17 protein-coding genes are annotated in these 19,888 nt (G+C 72.5%); 2 read left to right on the top strand and 15 right to left on the bottom strand.

What is annotated here, in order from left to right; genetic code table 11:
- Positions 1 to 282: 282 nt before the first annotated feature.
- From FHX40_RS17830 to FHX40_RS25160, 11 genes are all read right to left on the bottom strand, one after another.
- Positions 283 to 1,605, bottom strand: coding sequence for a mannitol dehydrogenase family protein (locus FHX40_RS17830; RefSeq protein ID WP_142260680.1), 1,323 nt, complete (start codon positions 1,603 to 1,605; stop codon positions 283 to 285).
- Between the two features lie 75 nt (positions 1,606 to 1,680).
- On the bottom strand, positions 1,681 to 2,892 hold the full coding sequence (manD, locus tag FHX40_RS17825) for a D-mannonate dehydratase ManD (RefSeq protein ID WP_142260679.1): 1,212 nt from the start codon (positions 2,890 to 2,892) through the stop codon (positions 1,681 to 1,683).
- Positions 2,889 to 3,914 (bottom strand): LacI family DNA-binding transcriptional regulator, encoded by a 1,026-nt coding sequence (locus tag FHX40_RS17820; RefSeq protein ID WP_142260678.1) that lies wholly within the window; start codon positions 3,912 to 3,914, stop codon positions 2,889 to 2,891. Before FHX40_RS17820 ends, manD begins: the two co-directional genes overlap by 4 nt.
- A 36-nt stretch (positions 3,915 to 3,950) precedes the next feature.
- Positions 3,951 to 5,348, bottom strand: coding sequence for a glucuronate isomerase (gene uxaC / locus FHX40_RS17815; protein WP_142260677.1), 1,398 nt, complete (start codon positions 5,346 to 5,348; stop codon positions 3,951 to 3,953).
- A gap of 245 nt (positions 5,349 to 5,593) precedes the next feature.
- Complete coding sequence (locus FHX40_RS17810; protein ID WP_142260676.1) at positions 5,594 to 6,238, bottom strand: SRPBCC family protein; 645 nt, start codon at positions 6,236 to 6,238, stop codon at positions 5,594 to 5,596.
- 141 nt (positions 6,239 to 6,379) lie between these two features.
- Positions 6,380 to 8,983 (bottom strand): bifunctional FO biosynthesis protein CofGH, encoded by a 2,604-nt coding sequence (locus FHX40_RS17805; RefSeq protein ID WP_142260675.1) that lies wholly within the window; start codon positions 8,981 to 8,983, stop codon positions 6,380 to 6,382.
- Positions 8,984 to 9,068: 85 nt separating this feature from the next.
- Entirely contained in the window at positions 9,069 to 10,034 is a 966-nt protein-coding gene (locus FHX40_RS17800) for a DNA-3-methyladenine glycosylase family protein (protein ID WP_229789014.1), read from the bottom strand.
- A gap of 3 nt (positions 10,035 to 10,037) precedes the next feature.
- On the bottom strand, positions 10,038 to 11,135 hold the full coding sequence (gene manB / locus FHX40_RS17795) for a mannose-1-phosphate guanylyltransferase (protein WP_189136250.1): 1,098 nt from the start codon (positions 11,133 to 11,135) through the stop codon (positions 10,038 to 10,040).
- 213 nt (positions 11,136 to 11,348) lie between these two features.
- Positions 11,349 to 12,404 carry a lysylphosphatidylglycerol synthase transmembrane domain-containing protein gene (locus FHX40_RS17790; RefSeq protein ID WP_142260674.1) on the bottom strand — a complete coding sequence of 352 codons (1,056 nt, stop codon included), beginning with the start codon at positions 12,402 to 12,404 and terminating at the stop codon, positions 11,349 to 11,351.
- Positions 12,405 to 12,435: 31 nt separating this feature from the next.
- Positions 12,436 to 13,290: a class I SAM-dependent methyltransferase gene (locus FHX40_RS17785; RefSeq protein WP_211350308.1), complete on the bottom strand. Its 855-nt coding sequence runs from the start codon at positions 13,288 to 13,290 to the stop codon at positions 12,436 to 12,438.
- 102 nt (positions 13,291 to 13,392) lie between these two features.
- Positions 13,393 to 13,566: a hypothetical protein gene (locus tag FHX40_RS25160; protein WP_170198876.1), complete on the bottom strand. Its 174-nt coding sequence runs from the start codon at positions 13,564 to 13,566 to the stop codon at positions 13,393 to 13,395.
- Positions 13,567 to 14,011: 445 nt separating this feature from the next.
- Here FHX40_RS25160 and FHX40_RS17780 point away from each other — a divergent pair, with 445 nt between their 5' ends.
- The gene (locus FHX40_RS17780) at positions 14,012 to 14,422 is read left to right on the top strand and encodes a hypothetical protein (protein WP_142260673.1); all 411 of its coding nucleotides are present in this window, start codon (positions 14,012 to 14,014) and stop codon (positions 14,420 to 14,422) included.
- Between the two features lie 394 nt (positions 14,423 to 14,816).
- Positions 14,817 to 15,218, top strand: a complete 402-nt coding sequence (locus FHX40_RS17775) for a hypothetical protein (protein ID WP_142260672.1) — start codon at positions 14,817 to 14,819, stop codon at positions 15,216 to 15,218.
- A gap of 162 nt (positions 15,219 to 15,380) precedes the next feature.
- Here the strand turns inward: FHX40_RS17775 and FHX40_RS17770 are convergent, their stop codons facing one another.
- The 4 genes from FHX40_RS17770 to cofD form a co-directional block, all read right to left on the bottom strand.
- Positions 15,381 to 16,484 (bottom strand): glycosyltransferase family 4 protein, encoded by a 1,104-nt coding sequence (locus FHX40_RS17770; RefSeq protein ID WP_142260671.1) that lies wholly within the window; start codon positions 16,482 to 16,484, stop codon positions 15,381 to 15,383.
- A 7-nt stretch (positions 16,485 to 16,491) separates the two neighbouring features.
- Positions 16,492 to 17,388, bottom strand: a complete 897-nt coding sequence (locus tag FHX40_RS17765; RefSeq protein ID WP_142260670.1) for a glycosyltransferase family 2 protein — start codon at positions 17,386 to 17,388, stop codon at positions 16,492 to 16,494.
- A 180-nt stretch (positions 17,389 to 17,568) separates the two neighbouring features.
- Positions 17,569 to 18,858, bottom strand: a complete 1,290-nt coding sequence (locus FHX40_RS17760; RefSeq protein ID WP_142260669.1) for a coenzyme F420-0:L-glutamate ligase — start codon at positions 18,856 to 18,858, stop codon at positions 17,569 to 17,571.
- Complete coding sequence (gene cofD, locus FHX40_RS17755) at positions 18,855 to 19,793, bottom strand: 2-phospho-L-lactate transferase (RefSeq protein ID WP_142260668.1); 939 nt, start codon at positions 19,791 to 19,793, stop codon at positions 18,855 to 18,857. Before cofD ends, FHX40_RS17760 begins: the two co-directional genes overlap by 4 nt.
- Positions 19,794 to 19,888: the final 95 nt, after the last annotated feature.

The following is a 19,888-nucleotide window of genomic DNA, read 5'->3' as shown; positions in this document are numbered from 1 at the left end:
TGGCACTCGGTGCTGCCGGTGGGCCACCTGCCAGTGTTGGCGGTGTCGGGATCGAAAATCACGCCATAGAAGGCCGCAAGCAGGTCTGGACGCGCAGACGCGACGTAGCCGATCCCCTTGCGACTTGGTCGTCGCGTGACGGCTGCGTAGCAAGGGAGCCGAACGGTGTGACGACGTCCTAGGCCTACTACCGCATCCCGGGTTAGGGCCGTGGACAGCGGGGGTCGTACGTCCGGGTATCGGTGGCTAACCGCTGGCCGTCAGCCGAGCCGATGGCGGCAGTCACCAGAGGGCGGCGAGACGGTCGGTGATGAGGTCGGTGGCCTCCGGGGGTGCGTCGGGGGCGATGAAGGGGAGCAGGGCCTCGACCAGGGAGCGCGGGTCGGTCGCCGTGGCAGCGGCCGCGCGGAGTTTGTCGGCGAGTGGGTCGTCGAGGCGGGGGGCGATGCTGACCCAGCGCATCCAGGCGGCGATGGCGAGGGCGGCGTGGGCCGGGGTGGCGCCTGCGGCGAGGCGTTCCTGGAGGACGGGGACGAGGCGGACGGGGAGCTTGAGGGAGCCGTCCTCGGCGACCTTCAGGGTTTGGTGGCGTAGGGCCGGGTTGGCGAAGCGCCGCATCAGGGTGTGCTTGTAGGCGGCGAGGTCGAAGCCCTCGGGGACGGGGAGCGTGGGGGTGACGTCCTCGTCCATGAGGGCCCGTACGGCGGCGGCGATGTCGTCGCGGGAGACCGCCTCGGCGATGGTCTCGCAGCCGTGCAGCAGGCCCAGGTAGGCGATGAGGGAGTGGCCGCCGTTGAGCAGGCGGAGCTTCATCAGCTCGTACGGCGCGACGTCGGGGACGAGCAGCGCGCCGGCCTTCTCCCAGGCGGGGCGGCCGGCGGCGAAGCGGTCCTCGATCACCCACTGGCGGAACGGCTCGGTGGCGACGGCGGCGCGGTCGGTCACGCCGAGGGCGGCGGCGACCTGCTCCGGGTCCTCGGGGCGGGCGTAGGGGACCATGCGGTCGACCATCGAGGAGGGGAAGGCGACGTTCTCCTCGATCCAGCCGCGCAGGTGCCCGGCCGCGGCCAGGACGGCGTCGGCGAGCACGCGGCCGTTGTGCGGGATGTTGTCGCAGGAGAGGACGGTGACCGGGCCGGCGCCCGCGGCGGCCCGGCGTGCCAGGCCGGCCACCAGCCAGGCGATCGCGTCGGAGCCGGGCAGGTAGCCCTTCTCGGTCACGGTGAGGGTGACGACGGTGATGCGCGGGTCGGCGAGCCGTTCGGCCACCTCGGCGCCGAACCGGGTCTCCCGCAGCGCGCCGTACACGCGCAGCTCGACCGGCGCGGGCCCGCCGTCGCGGGCGAGCACGGAGAACAGGCCGTCCTGGGCGGCGACCGCGTCGGCGGTGGCCCGGGAGCGCATGCCCGCCGCGCAGATGCCCCAGCGGGTCTCGCCGGTGGCCGCCATCGCCTCCTCGGTGTAGACGACCTGGTGGGCGCGGTGGAACACGCCGAGGCCGAGGTGGAGCACGCCCACCTCGGTCTTCGCGGGGTCGATCAGGGGCCGGGACGCGGCGGGCACGCGGTCCAGCGTGCCGAGGCCGAGCAGGGGGCGGTCGGTCATGGGCGCTGCTCCCTGAGGGTCGGGGCGGGGCCGCACCGGGTACGGCCCGCCGACGTCGTGCCTGGGGAATGCCGGTCACCAGTCGTGCATGGTGCCGTCCTCCAGGCGGTTGACCGGCAGGTACGCCTGGCGGTACGGGTACCGGGCGGCGAGCTCCTCGTCGATGTCGACGCCGAGGCCGGGCTCGTCGCCGGGGATGAGCATGCCGTCCTCGAACCGGTAGGAGTGCGGGAAGACCGCGTCGGTCTCCGGGGTGTGCGGCATGTACTCCTGGATGCCGAAGTTCGGCACGGAGATGTCGAGGTGGAGGGCGGCGGCCATGCACACGGGGGAGAGGTCGGTCGCCCCGTGGGATCCGGTCTTCACGTGGTAGAGCGCGGCGAGGTCGAAGATGCGCCGCAGATGGGTGATGCCGCCCGCGTGCACCACGGTGGTGCGGATGTAGTCGATGAGCTGCTCGGTGATGAGCCGGTGGCAGTCCCAGATCGAGTTGTACACCTCGCCCACCGCGATCGGGGTGACGGTGTGCTGCCGGATCAGCCGGAAGCCCTCCTGCAGCTCCTCGCTGATCGGATCCTCCAGCCAGAACAGCCGGTACGGCTCGGCCGCCCTGCCCAGCCGGGCCGCCTCGATCGGGGTGAGCCGGTGGTGCACGTCGTGCAGCAGGTGGAAGCCGAAGCCGTGGGCCTCGCGGACCGCGTCGAACAGCTTCGGCGCGAAGTCGAGGTACTTCTCGGTGGCCCACACCGCCTCCTCGGGGCGGGGCCCGGCGGTGGCCGGCTCGTAGAAGTCGCGGTCCTTGCCCACCCCGTAGGTGGTGGCGAGGCCGGGGACGCCGCACTGCACCCGGACCGCCCGGTAGCCGCGGTCGAGGTACCGGCCGACCTCGGCGACCGCCTCGTCGAGGGTGGCGCCGTTGGCGTGGCCGTACACCAGCACCCCGTCGCGGGCCTTGCCGCCGAGGAGCTGGTAGACCGGCATGCCCGCGGCCTTGCCCTTGATGTCCCACAGCGCGGTGTCCACGGCGGCGATCGCGGTCATGGTGACCGGGCCGCGCCGCCAGTAGGCGCCCTTGTACAGGTACTGCCAGATGTCGTTGATCTGGGAGGCGTCGCGGCCGAGCAGCAGGCCGCGGACGTGGTCGTTGAGGTAGCTCGCCACGGCCAGCTCGCGGCCGTTGAGCGTGGCGTCGCCGACGCCGGTGAGGCCGCTCTCCGTGGTGATCTTGAGGGTGACGAAGTTGCGGCCCGGGCAGGTGACGATCACGCGGACGTCTGCGATCTTCATGGTTCTCCTTGCGGTCCGCCGGGACCCGCGGCGTCCGGCCCGGCGTCGGGGGCCGGTCCGGTGGAGGCCCGGACGATCAGCGCCGAGTCGAGGACCTGGCGGGGTGCGTCGGCGTCCCGGTCCGCGAGCACCGCGAGCATGGTGTCGACCGCGGCCCGGCCGGCGCGCTCGCCGCCCAGGTCCACCGTGGTGAGCGCGGGGGTGGCCATCGCGGCGAAGGTGATGTTGTCGAACCCGGCCACGCTGATCCGGCCCGGCACCGGCACGCCCCGCTCGGCGAGCCGGGCGAGCACGCCCAGCGCCATCACGTCGTTGTACGCGATCACCGCGGTCGCGCCGCTGGCGAGAACGAGGTCGGCGGCCTGCAGCCCGGACTCGAACCGGGGCGCGAACGGCCCGAACCGGCTCACCTTGATGCGGTGCCGCTCGGCCCGCCGCAGCCCCTTGACCCGCTCCCGGTTGGTCCACGAGTCGCGCGGGCCGTTGAGGTACGCGATGTGCCTGTGGCCGAGCGCGTCGAGGTGGTCGACCGTCTGCCGCATGCCGCCCGCGCCGTCCATGATCACCGCGGGATGGCCGGGCACGACCCGGTTGAGGAACACGATGGGGACGAGCCCGAGCACCTTCTCCAGCATCGCCGGGGTCATCCGCGACGAGCAGAGGATCACCCCGTCGACCTGCTTCGCCATCGCGTGCACCAGCGCCGCCTCGGCGGCGCCGTCCTCGTCGCAGTCGGCGAGGAACACCGCGTGCCCGGCCTCCCGCGCCCGGGCCTGCAGGCCGCGCAGCATGCTGGGGAAGAACGGGTTGGTGAGGTCGGGAACGATCACGCCGAGGTTCGTGGTCCGGCCGGTGATGAGGCCCCGGGCGGCCGGGTTCGGCCGGTAGCCGAGGCTCTCGGCCACCGCCTGCACCCGCATGCGCGTCTCCGGGCGGACCATCTCGGGACTGGACAGCGCCCGGGATACCGTGGACGCCGACACCCCCGCCGCCCGCGCCACGTCCTGGATCGTCACCGCCATGGTGCGACCTTCCTTGGGACGGAACTGCAAACCTTTTCACAGGTTATAGACGCGCTTGGCAAGGTGGTAGGCCAGGTCGGCGGCGGTCTCGGCGGCCTCGTCGAGCGGCAGCCGGTCCTCGGCGACGAGCCGGGCGAGGAACGCGGCGTCGATGCGCCGCGCCACCTGGTGGCGGACCGGGATCGAGCAGAACGCGCGGGTGTCGTCGACGAACCCGGCGGTGTTGTAGAACCCGGCGGTCTCGGTGACCGTTTCACGGAACCGGCGCAGCCCCTCCGGGCTGTCGAGGAACCACCACGGCGCGCCGAGGTAGAGCGCCGGGTAGACGCCGGCGAGCGGGGCGAGCTCGCGGGTGAAAGTCGACTCGTCGAGGGTGAACACCACCAGGCGGAAGCCCGGCTCGTGGCCGAACCGGTCGAGCAGCGGCTTGAGCGCCCGGGTGTACTCGGTCGCGGTCGGGATGTCGCCGCCCACGTCCTTGCCGAAGCGCGCGTGCAGCCAGGCGTCGTGGTCCCGGTACGGCCCGGGGTGCAGCTGCATCACCAGGCCGTCGTCGAGCGACATGCGGGCGAACTCCACCAGCATGTGGGCGCGGAACGCCTCGGCGTCGGCCGCGGGCACCGGCCCGGCGAGGCGGCGCTTGAACAGCCGGGCCGCCTCCTCGTGGGCGAGCTCGGCGGTGCGCGCGGTGGGGTGGCCGTGGTCGGTCGCGGTGGCGCCGCGGGCCTTGAAGTACGCGCGGCGGGCCCGCAGCGCGGCGAGGTAACCGTCGAAGCCCTCGGTGTCCTCGCCGGTGAGCTCGCCGAGCCGCCGCACGTTGTCCGCCCAGTCAGGGCGGTCCATGTCGACCACGTCGTCCGGCCGGAACGTGGTGATCACCTTGCGGCCCCAGCCGTCGGCGGCGAGCCGGTCGTGGTGGGCGAGCGGGTCGAGGGGCGACTCGGTGGTGGCGAGCACCTCGATGCCGAACCGGTCGAACAGCGCCCTGGGCCGGAAGCCCGGCTCGGCGAGCCGCGCCGCGACCGCGTCGTACACCTCGTCGGCGGTGTCCGGGCCGAGCCGTACCTCGCCGAGGCCGAACACGTCGCGGAAGGTGAGCTCGAGCCACATCCGGGACGGGGTGCCGCGGAACGCGTGCCAGTGCTCGGCGAGCAGCCGCCAGATCGCGCGGCCGTCGGTCTCGTACGGCCCGCCGTCGCGGGGCGCCACCCCCAGCCGCTCCGGCGTGACGCCCTGGCTCACCAGCAGCCGGGTCACGTAGTGGTCCGGCACGATCAGCAGCCGCGCCGGGTCCGGGAACGGCCGGTCGTCGGCGAGCGTCGCCGGGTCCACGTGCCCGTGCGGGCTGACGATCGGCAGCGCGCGGACGTGCTCGTACAGCTCCCGCGCGATCGCGCGCACCCGGGGCTCGGCCGGGAAGAGGTAGTCGCCCATCGCACCCCTTCTGCAAAGGTTTGCAGAACCAAATCCGACCAGACACGCAAGCCCTCCGTCAAGCCGTATGGAAACCCTTGGACGGGGGCGGACGCCCGCGCCCGGCACGGCGCCGGGCATCGGCCCCGGAGACGCCTCCGGCCCGCTCCTGCAACGTCCGATGAAACGCGCTGGAACGGGCCGGGAGACGGCGAGGGCGGGACCGGCCGGGCCGGTCCCGCCCTCGCGGGGGCGTCACGCCCAGGTCAGAGCTGGCCGCTCTCGATCGCCTGCTTGAGCGCGGCCTGGGTCTGCTGGTGCGAGGCGACGCCGTTCGCCACGACGAAGTCGATCAGCGTGCTGTCGGCGTCGAAGGTGAGGTGCTCGGTCACCCGGGTCTTGTGCGGGCCGACCTTGGTGAACACGATCTTCTGGTGGGTGACGACGCCCGGCAGCGACCAGGTGTCGGTCTCGTAGTACAGCCGGTGCTTGTAAACGCGCTGCTGGGCGTGCGTGTTGAGCAGCACCGTCTGCCCCTCGTACGGCACCTCCTCGACGGCGGTGAGGTTGATGTGCCGCGCCGGGCCCACCTTGTGCTCGGCGTGCACCACGACCCGCTTGAGGAACGCGGCCCGCCCGATGTGGTTGCGCATGTCGGAGTAGGCCTTGAACACGCGCATGGCGGGCGCGTCGATGTCGATCGAGATGCTCGTGGTCACCCGGCTCTTGCCGGAGTCGGGGGCGGGCGGGATGTTCAGGTAGAACTTGTGGGTGTTCCACGCCTCCCACCACTCCGCCGCGAGATCGGCGTCGCTCGGCTCCGAGGCGGCCTGCGCGGGCGTCACGACCGCCGCGAGCAGGGCGACCATGGCGATCACCGGTGCGGCGAGGACTCGAAGCAGCTTTGTCATGACTACCTCTGAGGGGATATGGGTGGGTTGATCACCGTGATCCTGTCCCAGAGTTGATCACTTTCGCAGCAGCGTTCCGTCACAAAGCGGATGATCATCGAGCCCGCGCCGCACCCGCGCCCGCGCCCGGCAGGGTCCCGGTCAGTCGGCGAGCACGGGCAGCACCGGCCGGCGCACGCTCCGGCACACCCCGTCGCTCGCCCGGGCCGCGGCGAGGCGCTCCTCGCTCGGCGTGCCGTACGAGGTGGTGCGCTGGCGCAGCGGGCGCCCGGTCGGGGCGACCATCGCGGCGATCTCGCTGATCGTCTTGTACGAGCCGTTGTCCGACCCGGCCATCCGGCTGATCGTCTCCTCCATGAGCGTGCCGCCGAGGTCGTTCGCCCCGCCCTGGAGGATCTTCCGGCACAGCTCGTCGCCGAGCTTCACCCACGAGCACTGGATGTTACGGATCGCACCGTGCAGCAGGATGCGGGCGAGCGCGTGCAGCGCCCGGTTCTCCCGCGCGGTCGGGCCCGGCCGGGCCACACCCGCGAGGTAGATCGGCGCGTTCGTGTGCACGAACGGCAGCAGCACGAACTCGGTGAATCCGCCGGTCTCCTCCTGGATGCTCCGGATGAGCCGGATGTGCCGCACCCAGTGCCGCGGGGTGTCCACGTGCCCGTACATGATCGTCGCGGTGGTGGGGATGCCGACCCGGTGGGCCGTGGTGATCACCTCGATCCACTCGCTGGTGGGCAGCTTGCCCTTGGTGAGCACCCAGCGCACCTCGTCGTCGAGGATCTCCGCCGCGGTGCCGGGCAGCGAGTCCACCCCGGCCTCGCGCGCCGCGACCAGCCACTCCTCGATCGACATATTGGTACGGCTCGCCCCGTTCACCACCTCCATCGGGGAGAACGCGTGCACGTGCATCTCCGGGCAGGCCTGCTTGACCGCCCGGGCGATGTCGAAGTACGCGGTGCCCGGCATGTCGGGGTGGATGCCGCCCTGCATGCACACCTCGGTCGCCCCGGCCTCCCACGCCTCGCGCGCCCGCTCCGCGATCTGCTCCAGGGACAGGGTGAACGCGTCGGCGTCGTTGCGCCGCTGGGCGAACGCGCAGAACCGGCAGCCGGTGTAGCAGACGTTGGTGAAGTTGATGTTCCGGTTGACGATGTAGGTGACGTCGTCGCCGACCGCCTCGCGCCGCAGGTCGTCGGCGATCCGGGCCATCTCGTCGAGCGCCGCGTCGTCCGCGCCCCTGCCGTACCGGTCGCCGGCCGCGCCGAGCAGGGTCAGGGCCTCCTCCTCGGTGAGCCCGGCCGGGTCCTCGGCGGCCTTGCGCAGCGCCGCGCCCAGCTCGCCGACGAGCACCGCCGGGCCGTCGCCCGCCTCGGCGAGCCGCTCGCGCAGCGCGTCCCAGTCGCCGTAGACGTGGTCGAAGTCGTCCCGCCGGTCGCTGGTGCGGCCCACGGTGTCGATCTCCACGTGCAGGTCGGTACGGCCGGCCGCGGCGAACCCGCCGTCCGGCTCCTGCCACGGCCGCCCCACGATCTCGGCGTCCGGCCGGGCGAGCCCGGTGGCCGGGTCGGCGAGCGCGGCCACGTGCGCGCGCACCCGCGGGTCGATCCACGGCTCCCCGGCGAGCACGTACTCCGGGTACACGGTGAGCCGCTCGCGCAGCTCGAACCCGGCCTCCGCGGTCCGCGCGGCCAGCTCCTCGATCTGCGGCCAGGGCCGCTCCGGGTTGACGTGGTCCGGGGTGAGCGGCGACACCCCGCCCCAGTCGTCGATGCCCGCGCGCAGCATGAGCGCGTACTCCTCGTCGACCAGGTTCGGCGGCGCCTGCACCCGCATCTTCGGGCCGAGCACGAGCCGGGCCACCGCGATCGTGGCGGCGAGGTCGTGCAGGTCGGCGTCGGGCATGCCGCGCATCGCGGTGTCCGGCTTGGCGCGGAAGTTCTGGACGATCACCTCCTGGATGCCGCCGTACTCGCGCGCCACCTTGCGGATCGCGAAGATCGACTCGGCCCGCTCCTCGAGGGTCTCGCCGATCCCGATGAGGATGCCCGTGGTGAACGGCACGGCCACCCGCCCGGCGTCCTCCAGCACGCGGAGCCGTACCGCGGGGTCCTTGTCCGGCGAGCCGTAGTGCGGCCCGCCCTTCTCCTCGAAGAGCCGCCGCGAGGTCGTCTCCAGCATCATCCCCATCGACGGCGCGACCGGCTTGAGCCGCTGCAGGTCGCGCCAGCTCATCACGCCCGGGTTGAGGTGCGGCAGCAGGCCGGTCTCCTCCAGCACCCGGATCGCCATCGCGCGCACGTAGGAGAGCGTGTCGTCGTACCCGTGCGCGTCCAGCCACTCGCGGGCCTGGTGCCAGCGGTCCTCGGGCCGGTCGCCGAGGGTGAACAGCGCCTCCTTGCACCCCAGCGCCGCACCCTGCCGGGCGATCTCGAGCACCTCGTCGGGGGAGAGGTACGGCGCCGGCAGCTTGGCGGGGGCGGTGGCGAAGGTGCAGTAGCCGCAGCGGTCCCGGCACAGCCGGGTGAGCGGGATGAACACCTTCCGGCTGTAGGTGATCACGCCCGGCCGTCCGGCCGCCTCCAGCCCGGAGTCCCGCACCCGGGACGCGTGCTCCAGGAGCGCGTCGAGCGCGTCGCCGCGCGCCTGCAGGAGCACGACGGCTTCGTCGAGGTTGAGCTGCTTTCCGTCACGCGCGCGGGCGAGAGCCCGACGCAGGGCGTGTGCACTCGGGGAGGCCTGAGTCATGTTTCGCAGACTACGTCCGCCGGTTTGCCGGGTTTCAGCCAGGGCCTCGCCTGATGACCAATATCGGGGCGATCGCGCACCCGATTTAGAAGGAGCGGTAGTCGCGGGCGGGCATGCGCGGGCCGCGCGGCGGCGGCCGGTGACCTGCGATCTCGAGCAGCCGGGTGACCCGGTACCGGTGGCCGCGGTAGGGGGCGAGCAGGGCGAGCATCCCCTCGTCGTCGGTGCGCCGCCCGGTCAGCGCCCAGCCCACGATGCCCGGGATGTGGTAGTCGCCGACGGAGACCGCGTCCGGGTCGCCGTGCGCGCGCTGCCGGATCTCCGCCGAGGTCCACACGCCGATGCCGGGCAGCGCGCGCAGCAGCCGGTCCGCCGCCGCGCTGCCGTCCCGGCCCGCCTCGGCGGTCGCCTCCAGCTTGTCGGCGTGCCGGGCCGCATTGACGATCGTGCGGGCGCGTACCGCCTCGGCGCCCGCACGATGCCAGTCCCAGGAGGGGATTTTCCGCCACACCTCGGGCTCGGGGAACACCCGCATGCCCTCGGGCGCCGGGCCCGGGGCGGGCTCGCCGTACCGGCGCAGCAGCCACCGCCAGGCCCGCCAGGCCTCCCGGCCCACCACCTTCTGCTCGAGAACGGCGGGCACGAGCGCCTCGAAGGCCCGCATGGTGCGGCCGATCCGCAGACCCGGATGGCTGCGGTGGGCCCGCAGCACCACCTCGGCGCCGTTCCCGGCGTTTCTGGCGAGCGCCGGGAACGCGGCGGCGTCGTCGTCCGCGCCGAGCATCGCCGGGAGCGTCTCCAGCAGCCACTCCGCGCCCGGCCCCCACGCCTGCCCCCGGACCGCCCCCTCCCGCGCGTCCACGGTGACGCGGAGCGTTCCAGGGCCGTACGGCGTGCGGCAGGTGCGCCACACCGCGCCGCCCTCGGCCCGCCACGTGGGGTCGTGCGCGCCGCGGCGCAGCGGGGAGAGCGTGAGCGTCACGTCCAGCGGCCCGTCCGGCCGCCAGCGGCGCTCGAGCGGAGTGGCCACCCGGGTCACGGCGTCACCCACCGGCTACACGTCACTGGAGAACCGGACCGAGGACTCCGGGAGGACCACGCCGGGCCACAGCCGGGCCCCGGCGAGCAGCTCGTTGCGCGCGCCGACCACGGCGTTGTCCCCGACCACCACGTCGGACAGCACCGCCCCGCCCTCGACGCGGGCGCCCGGGCCGACCACCGAGTCGATCACCGTGGCACCGGGGCCGACCACGCAGCCGTCGAGCAGGATGCTGCCGCTCACCGTGGCCCCGGCCTCGACGATGGCCCCGTGCCCGACCACCGAGCCGCCGGACACCTTCGCCTCCGGGGACACGATCGAGTCGGGCAGCGCGAGGTACTCGCCGCACGGGCCGGGCATCGCGGGCGACCGCAGCCGGCCGAGCACGAGGTCGCGCGAGCCCTGGATGTACGCGGCGGGGGTGCCCACGTCGAGCCAGTACGCGGTCTCGATGTAGCCGAGGACGAGCTCGCCGGCCTCGATCAGGCCGGGGAAGGTCTCCCGCTCCACCGAGACGACCCGGCCCTCGGGGATCGTGTCGATCACCGACCGGCGGAACACGTAGCAGCCGGCGTTGATCCTGTTCGTCACCGGATACGGCGTCTTCTCCAGGAAGGCCGTGACCCGGCCGTTCTCGTCGGTGGGCACGCAGCCGAAGCGCGACGGGTCCTCCACCTCGGTGAGGTGGAGCGTGACCGCGGCCCCGCGCGATTGGTGCAGCCGCACCTGGGCGTGGATGTCGTGCCCGGAGAGGATGTCGCCGTTGAGCACGAGCACCGGGTCGTCCGGCCCGCAGGTGAGCGCCTGCGCGGCGTTGCGGATCGCTCCACCCGTGCCGAGCGGGGTCTCCTCCGTCATGTACTCGAGCCGGAGCCCGAACGCCGACCCGTCGCCGAACGCCTCGCGGAACATCGACGCCCGGTAGGAGGTGGCGAACACGATGCGCTCGACCCCGAACGACTTCGCCCGCGCGAGCTGGTGCGCGAGGAAGGGGACCCCGGCGGTCGGCAGTAGCGGTTTGGGGGTTCCGAGCGTGAGCGGGCGTAACCGCGTTCCCTGGCCACCGACGAGAAGAATGGCCTGCAGATGTCCGATATCCGGCGAAGATTCCATCACAGAGGTGAGGCTAGCCGACCGACCGGTAACTCGCCGGAGTGGACACGACCGGGTATCGGCGAGGTTCCGGGCGGCCTTCGCGACGCCCCCGCGGCCGTACGGGCATCCCCGACGTCACGGGACGCCGTCATGAACCGACACGTTGACCAATAGGCTAACCGTTCTGACCGCCTGCGTGTAAACCTTTGCGTGAACCGTGTCGCGGCTGCGCTACGGCGCCGCCGGCCCCGGACCGTCGCCACGGGACGTGCCGCGATCGCGGTCCGCGCCGGGCCGTACCGGGTGCCGCTCGTCGTCGGTGCCGGGCTTCGGGTTCGGCGCGCCGTCGCCGGGCCGGTCCGCGCCGCCCTGCCCGTTCCACCGGAGCGCCGCCTTGGCCGCGGCCCCGGCGAGCGCCGCGCAGACCAGATCGCCGACCGAGACGATGAGCCGGGAGACGAGCGCCGCCGCGATCGCCGGGCCCTGGTCGAGCACCGGGGCGAGCGCCGCCACCATCGCGACCTCCCGCACCCCGGCGCCCGCGGGCGCGATCACCACGAGGAAGCCCAGGCACCAGGCGAGCGCGAACGCCCCGAGCGAGAGCACCGCGGCCGCCGGTCCCGTCGCGCCCAGCCCGTGCACGAGCAGCCACAGGTGCACGCCGTACGCGACCCAGCCCGCGAGCGCCCAGGCCGCCGAGGTCACCACGCCCCGGCGGGACAGCGGCCGCTCCAGCGGCGGGCGGCGGATGAGCCGCAGCCCCAGGTTGAGCACGGCGTTCACCACCCGCGGGTGCAGCCCGGCCAGAAGCAGCGGCAGCAGCACCACCAGCCAGGCGTACCGGGCCACCGACTCCCCGGCGAGCACCGGCAGCGTCGCGCCCGCCACGAGCAGCCCGGTCGCCAGGTACACCGGGTAGGTGAGGAAGAACGCCGCCGCGCTGCGCGGCCGCGGCACCCCCAGGTCGCAGGCGAGCTCCATCTGGGCGAGCACCGGCCAGACCGAGCCCGGGATGTACTTGCCGAGCTGGCCGACGAAGAACACCTTCGCCGCGTCGACCACGTGCAGCGGCGACCCCAGGTCGGCGAGCAGCGCCCGCCACATCATCATCCCGGCGCCGAGCGCGGCGAGCGTCGCCCCGAGCGACCCGGCGAGCAGCGGCCACGACAGCCGCCCCAGCCCGTCGGCGACCGCCCGCCACTGCCCGGCCACCGCCCAGATCCCGAAGCCGAGCGCGACGAGCAGGAAGCCCCACCGCAGCACGCGGCGCAGCACGGTCCGGCTCATCGCCACCCCCGCTCGGCCGTACCGGGCTTGATCATGGGGTCCGTACGAACTCGGGCGGACGCGGCAGCCGTTCCCCGGCGGGATAGCGCGGCTTCTTGGTGGCGACCCACAGATAGGTCGGCACCAGCGGCAGCAGCGCCCGCAGCAGGAACCCGGGCATGCGGTCCAGCACCGCCCGGGCGAACCGGCCGGGCAGCCCGGCGAACAGCTCCGACCCGGCGAAGCGGTCCGGGGTGACGAGCACCGGGAGCGTGTAGTCCCACACGTAGAAGTCCCGGAGCATGCGCCGCAGCCCGCGCCGAGTGCGGAACCGCTCGTGGTAGCGGTCCGCCTTCCCGAACAGCCGCACGTACCAGTCGGCGAGCGCCGGCGGCAGGTAGGAGAGGAACGGCAGCTTGTAGTGCGGCTCCATCACGCCGAGACGGTTGCCCAGCCCGAGGTAGAGCACGCCGTCGTCGGCGAGCACCCGGTGCATCTCCTTCACCACGGCGTCCGGGTCCACCACGTGCTCGTAGATGTGGTTGAACACGAGCACGTCCACCGAGTTGTCCGGGAACGGCAGTGCCGTACCGTCCCCGCACAGGAACACCACCCGGTCCCCGAACCGGGCCGCGGCGCGCCGTAACCCCGGCACGTCGATGTCCACCCCGAGGGTACGGCTCGCCCCCGCGTTGACCAGCTCGTCCGCGATGAACCCGGCCGAACACCCGATGTCGGCCACGGTCATCCCGTCGAGCACACCCTTACCGCCATCGCCGGACTCACGCCCGAGGAAGTGCCCGAGAACCGCGATGATCTTCGCGGCCTTCCGCCGGCGCTTCGCCTCGTCGAGCATGGCGCTCTGTATCTCGGAGTACTCGAGCTGCGCGGTGCGTTCCCTACCCACGCCGCCCAACGTTACCGACCTTCGGCCCTACCGGCAGGCCTCTGGCGATCGAACCGTTTCCCGCGGGTGACCACAGTGCGCCCAACCGTCCTGTGCGCACGGTCACGAACCGGGCGGCTCCCAGACGAGCCCGGGATGATCGGGACAGGCGACGACCTGCCGTTTCTCGGTGATGCCGATCGTGAAGCGGTCCTGACTCGGTGCTCCCGCCTCCCGCCAGGCCCGCACGCTCGCCTCGACACGGTCCCACAGCCGGTACGGCCCGCCCTGCGTCACCGTCCAGCCGTCCGGGCCGGAGCCCGTCGGCCAGACGTAGAACTCGCCGTCCGAGGTGCTTCAGATAGGCGTCGCAGGCGGGCGGTGCCCGTCCGGCGGGTCGACGACCGGGTAGGCGGCCACGTCGTAATCCTCCCGCCGGTCCGGCAGCGGCGAACCGATGTGGACGCAGGAGATCCGGTTGCACGCCACGACGGCGGCGGCCGGCGGCACACTCCGCGCTGTGCGTGCGGTGATCCCGGCGTGGGGGCCGGAGCCGGCCGGGCGGGGCGGTTCGCCCGCCGCCGGGTGCCCGGGCGCGTTCTGCATAAGGACGCGTTCTGGGTGGGATGGGTTCTGTGGTCTATGTCGCATTTCTTGGCCGAACTCGAGGTGTCGTCAGCGCATCGAACCACCCAGAACCGCACAGTGCGGTTCAACGACAACGACACGCAAGGGAGATTCCGTGCGGAAATTGTTCGCTGCCGCGGCCGTCGCCGGCGTTATGGCCATGGGTATTGCCGCCGGCCCGGCTCAGGCCGCGGCGAGCGCGACCCAGACCTCGTCCGGCGCCGACCGGCTCCGATGCTTCGAGACCAGGGTCTTCCTGGCCGATTTCCACGTGCTCGACTCGGCGCTGTCCGGTAAGCACGACGGTCTGTTCGGTCTCGACGACGCACGGATGGTAAGGGACGGCAAGGTCAACGCCTCCGGCGACCTGAAGGCCGCGGTCACTCTGCTTCTGCAGCCGGCCCGGGACAATGTGCACTGGTGGAGCCGGCTCGACACGGCGTACAAGGGCGCGAAGGACAACCCGGACGGGCTGGTCTCGCGGGACGACCTCAAGGCGTACCTGAAGCAGTATTGCGGCGGCTGACGTAAGGCCGCCGCCGGGGCATCGCTGACGAGGCGATGCGTTCGAGGTCTGCCGGGCCGTTACCGGCACGGCAGACCTTTTTGTTTTCCCGAGCCGCAGGCCGACTCTCACTGTGACGTTCGCGTTGAATTTCCGGCGGATGAATCGCCGGACGAGCGGTGTGCGGAAGCGAGGCACCCGTAGAGAGTGAATGTTTCACAATAGGCTGAATGTTTCAGGGGCGGATCGCCCGGCGGATGTCCGGGCGCATTCTATATGAGGACACGTTCTGGGCAGGACGAGTTCTGTGGTCTATGTCGCATTTTTTGGTCGAACCCGAGATGTCGTCACCGCATCGAAGGCATGGATACGCGCAACGGGAAACGTTGGCGACACCGGAAAGGGAGACATCGAAATGCGCAAGTTCCTCGCCGCCGCCGCCACCGCGGCCACCGCCGGAATCATGGCCATCGGTCTCGCGGCCGCCCCGGCCCAGGCCTCGGCGGCCACCGCCCAGGTGTCCAGCACCCAGAAGCTCAAGTGCTTCTACACCCGCGTTCTCCTGACCGACTTCCACGTGCTGGACTCGGCGAGGTCCGGCATCCGCGACGGCCTGTTCACCTTCAAGGACCTGGTGGCCGTCAAGAACGGCAAGGTCAACGCCTCCGGCGACCTCAAGGGCGCGGCCACCATGCTCACCCGGAAGATGCACAAGAGGTGGTTCGACAGGCTCGACAACGCGGCCCCGCGCAGCAAGAAGGACGGCGTTATCGCTCCGGAGGACCTGCGCGCGTACCTGAGGAAGTACTGCAAGTGAGACTCCCCGTACCGGAGTGATTTCGGTGCCACGGGACTTCTCGGGATCCCGCAATAAGGGACGATAAAGGGATATGCCGCGTCTGCCGGGCCCTGCACGGGCTCGGCAGACCTTTTTCGTTCCGCCGCCTCGCCCCCCGCCGCGAGCGCAGCCGGAGCCCGGTCAGGGGGCGAGCAGCGTCTCCACGTAACGCGCCCAGTAGGGGTCGGGGTCGACGGCCTTCACACCCGCGCGCAGGCGTTCCGGCTCGCCGGGGGCGTAGAAGCGGTTGAGGGCGTCGGTGAGGGCCTCGACGGAGCCGGGTTCGACGAGGAGGCCGTCGACGCCGTCGGTGATGTGGTCGGCGAGGGCGCCGACGCGGGTGGCGATGACGGGGACGCCGTGCTCGTGGCCGAGCCAGACGTTCTGGCTGGCGGTGGCCGAGCGGTACGGCAGGACGAGGGCGTCGGCCTGCTCGAAGAGGGCGGGGACCTGGTCGGCGGGGACGTAGCCGGGGCGCAGCTCGACGCGGTCGGTCAGGCCGAGTTCGGCGATCAGCTCGCGGGTCTCCTCCAGGCCGCCCCAGAACTCGCCGGCGACCGTCAGCGAGACCTGCGGCGGGCCCGCGGCGAGGGCGCGGAGCAGGATGTCGAGGCCCTTGTACGGGCGGACGAGGCCGAAGAAGAGGAGGCGGTTGCGGACCCTCGGCGGCTCCTCCGAGACACCCGTCGCGTCGCGGCGGGCAGGCAGGTGGGGTGGCATGACGGCGACCCGGCGCGGGGTCGGGGCGAGGTCGGCGGCGAGGGCGGACTGCTGGTCGCTGTGGGTGAGCACCAGGTGGACGCGGCGCAGCAGGGCCTTCATCAGCGGGCGGTCGTACGGCCTGCGCTCGTGCGGCAGCACGTTGTGGCACAGGGCCACCACCCGGGGCGTGGCGCCGGGGCGGCGGCGGGCGCCGAGGCCGTACAGGATGCCGAGGTACGGCGGGACCTGCACCGGGCTGAGCACGGCCAGCACCACCAGGTCGGCGGAGCGCAGGCGGCGGCCCGCGCGCAGCCAGCCGTCGGGGCGGCGCCAGTCGAGCTCGCGCCGTACGTTGCCGAACGGCTCGCCCTCGGGCGCGTCGATCGTCTGCTGCCCCGGGTAGAGGAACGACGGGTACTGCGCCCGCCACGACTCGATCACCACGTCGTGGCCCGCGGCGGCGAGGCGGTGGGCGAGCTCGGTGGTGTGCTGGGCGCCGCCGCCCTTGTACGGGTAGGTCGGGCCGACCAGGACGATCTTCACGGTGCTCCTAGTCTCCGCGCGAGCGCACGATGAGGTCGGCGAGCAGCGCGAGCGAGCCGATGATGAGGCTGGTCAGGAACACCATCACGGTGCTCGCCGGGAAGTAGAACGGGTGCCGGACCATGTCCACCACGCCCTTCACCAGCGCCACGCCGAGCAGCACGAGCGACGGCGGCATGAGCACCTTGAGCGGGTTGAAGTACATCACCATCCGCAACACCTGGAGGATGTAGCGGTAGGCGTCGGAGACGAAGTTGAACTTCGACTTCCCGGCCCGCTTGCTGTACTCGATCGGCACGTAGTGGACGCCGTGCTGGTTCGACAGGAACGCCAGCGTGATCGTGGTGACGCAGGAGAACCCGGGCGGCAGCAGCCGCAGGTACGGCAAGGCCACCGATCGGCGGAACGCCCGCATGCCGGAGTTGAGGTCGGGGATCTCCTGCCCGGCGAGCAGCTCGGCGACCTTGCGGATGAACCACTTGGCCGGCACCCGCAGCAGCTTGTGCGAGCCCTGCTCGCTGGTCCGCGCGCCCACCACCTGGTCGATCGTGGAGTCCTTCTCCAGGATCGCGACGAGCTCGGGGATGCGCTCGTTCGGGTAGGTCATGTCGGCGTCGGTCCACACGACGATCTCGCCGCGGGCCTCCTGGGTGCCGATGCGCCGCACCGTGCCGGAGCCGCCGTTGCGGTGGAACGCGATCACCCGCATGTGCGGGTACTGGGGCGCGGCCTCCCGCAGCCGGTCGAGCGTCCCGTCGGTCGAGCAGTCGTCGATGGCGAGCAGCTCGTAGCTGTAGCCGCTGGAGTCCATCGCCTTGCAGATGCGGTCGACCTCCAGCACTACGTGATCTTGCTCGTTGTAGCAGGGGAGGACTATCGTCACGTACGGCTTGGCGTCTTCCATCGTCCCAGTCTCACTGCTTCGGCGTGGGCTGTCGGGCAAGGTTTCGGCAAGGCCGGCACGATCGCCGACGGGCTGTTGACCAAGGCTACTGTGCCCTGACACGGCCACGCCGCACGTTGTGGCCAACCTGTGGACAACCGTTTGCCCGGCCCGTGACCGCCCACGCGCCCGGCGCTCGGGTCAGCGGGTGACGATGAAGTCGTCCGGGCGGCGCGGCGGACGCGGCCGGGGCGGCGCCGCGGCGTGCCCGATCGCGACCGCGCCCATCGGGTCCCAGTCGTCCGGGATGCCGAGCACCTTGCGCACCACGTCCCGGCAGAACATCGTCGACGACACCCAGGCCGAGGCGAGGCCCTCCACCGCGAGCTGGACCAGGAAGTTCTCCACCCCGGCCCCTGCCGCGACCACGAACATCTCCCGCTCGGCCGTGGCCCGCCGCGCGTCCGGGTAGCGGTGCGCGCCGGTCATCACCAGGCACGGCACCGCCAGGTACGGCGCGTTGCGCAGCACGTCGCCGCGGCGCACCCGGCGGGCGATCGCCTCCTCCGAGAGCCCGTCGGCGCGCAGGTCGGCGATCCACGCCTCGCGCATCGCGTCGAGCAGCTCGGTGCGGGATTGCTCCGACTCGAGCAGCACGAACCGCCACGGCGTGGTGTGGTGCGGCGCCGGGGCGGCGATCGCGGCGGCCACCGCGCGGCGCACCGCCGCCGGGTCCACCGGCTCGCCGGTGAACTCCCGGATGGTACGGCGGGCGAACACCACGTCGGCCGAGCCGTACCGGAACATGTCCTGGTCGGCGGGGCGGACCATGGCCCGGGCGCCGGGGCCGTCCTCGGCGGTCACCCAGGACGCGAGGCCGCGCACCACCGCGACCGGGACGCCCGCGGTCTTCGCCTTCACCAGCTCGGCCGCGGCCGCGATCTCGTCGGCGACCGCGGTCACCGTCGCCACCAGCGGGTTGCCGAACGGGTCGGTGGTGCCGCGCAGGTCGTCGAGCGGCCGCACGCCCGCCGCGCCGATCGCCACGTCGACCAGGCCCTCCCGCCAGGGGCGGCCGAAGGTGTCGGAGACGAGCACGCCGACCTGCACGCCGAGCCGCTCGCGCAGGCCCTGCCGGATGCGGCGGGCCGAGGCGTCCGGGTCCTCGGGCAGCAGCAGCACCGTGCCCGGCTCGGTGTTCGAGGCGTCCACGCCCGCCGCCGCCATCACCAGGCCGTGCCGGGTCTGCGCGATCACGGTCTCCCCGCGCCGCGCCACCACCCGCACGGTCTCCTCCTCGATCGCCTCGGTACGGCTCGCCGCCTTCCGGATGCGGCCCTCCGCCTTGCTGACGATCTTCGAGGTCACCACGACGATGTCGCCGTCGCGGAGGCCCGGCTCGGCGGCGGCGATCACCTCGGCGAGGTCCGTGCCCGGGGTGATCTCCGGCAGGCCGGGCAGGCCGTACGCCTCGAACCGGGGCGTGCTCACGCGGCGACCTCCTCGGCGAGGCGCAGCGCGGCGCGGGCGATGTCGGCCGCCGCCTCCAGGTCGGTCATGAGCAGCGGGCGGGCCACCACGCGCACGCCGTCCAGGGCCACGTCCCGGTCCTCCTCGGCGACCAGCCAGCCGTTGATCAGCGGCGTGCCGTACAGCTCGAGCACGGCCTGGGCGGTGGTGGGCACGCCGATCGCGGTGAGGCAGGCGTCGGCCATGCCGCGCACCGGGGCGCCGCCGATGATCGGGGAGACGCCGACCACCGGCTTCGGCTCGAGCGCCTCGCGGATGCCGCGGATCTGCAGGATCGTGCCGATGCTCACCACCGGGTTCGACGGCGGCAGGATCACCACGTCGGCCTCGGCGATCGCCTCCAGCACGCCGGGGGCGGGCTTCGCCTCGTCCGCGCCGACGAGCACGATCCGCTGCGCCGGGACCGAGGCGCGCAGCCGTACCCACCACTCCTGGAAGTGGATGGCGCGGCGGCCCTGCTCGTCCTCGATCACCACGTGGGTCTCCACCCGGTCGTCGCTCATCGGGATCAGCCGGACGCCGGGGTTCCAGCGTGTGCACAGCGCCTCGGTGACCTGGGAGAGCGGGTAGCCCGCCGAGAGCATCTGGGTGCGCACGATGTGCGTGGCGAGGTCGCGGTCGCCCAGGCCGAACCACTGCGGCTCGACCCCGTAGGCGGCGAGCTCGGACTTGACCGTGAACGTTTCGTCCGCCCGGCCCCAGCCCTGCTCCTCGTTGATGCCGCCGCCCAGCGTGTACATGACCGTGTCGAGGTCGGGGCAGACCCGCAGGCCGAACAGGGTGATGTCGTCCCCGGTGTTGCCGATCACGGTGATCTCGGCGTCGGGCGCCGCCGCCTTGAGCCCGCGCAGGAACCGCGCGCCCCCGATGCCGCCGGCGAGAGACACAATGCGCATGCCGCCAGTCTGACACCTCGGCCGTTCCTCACCCGAGGGCACCACCGCGTCACGGAATCCCGCTTCCGCGCGGGTCCGGGGCTACGACATTCGTC

It is taken from the genome of Thermopolyspora flexuosa, assembly GCF_006716785.1.
GTDB classification, from domain to species: domain Bacteria; phylum Actinomycetota; class Actinomycetes; order Streptosporangiales; family Streptosporangiaceae; genus Thermopolyspora; species Thermopolyspora flexuosa.
Note: the sequence above shows the minus strand (reverse complement) of the source record. Positions and strands in the feature narration are given on the sequence as shown.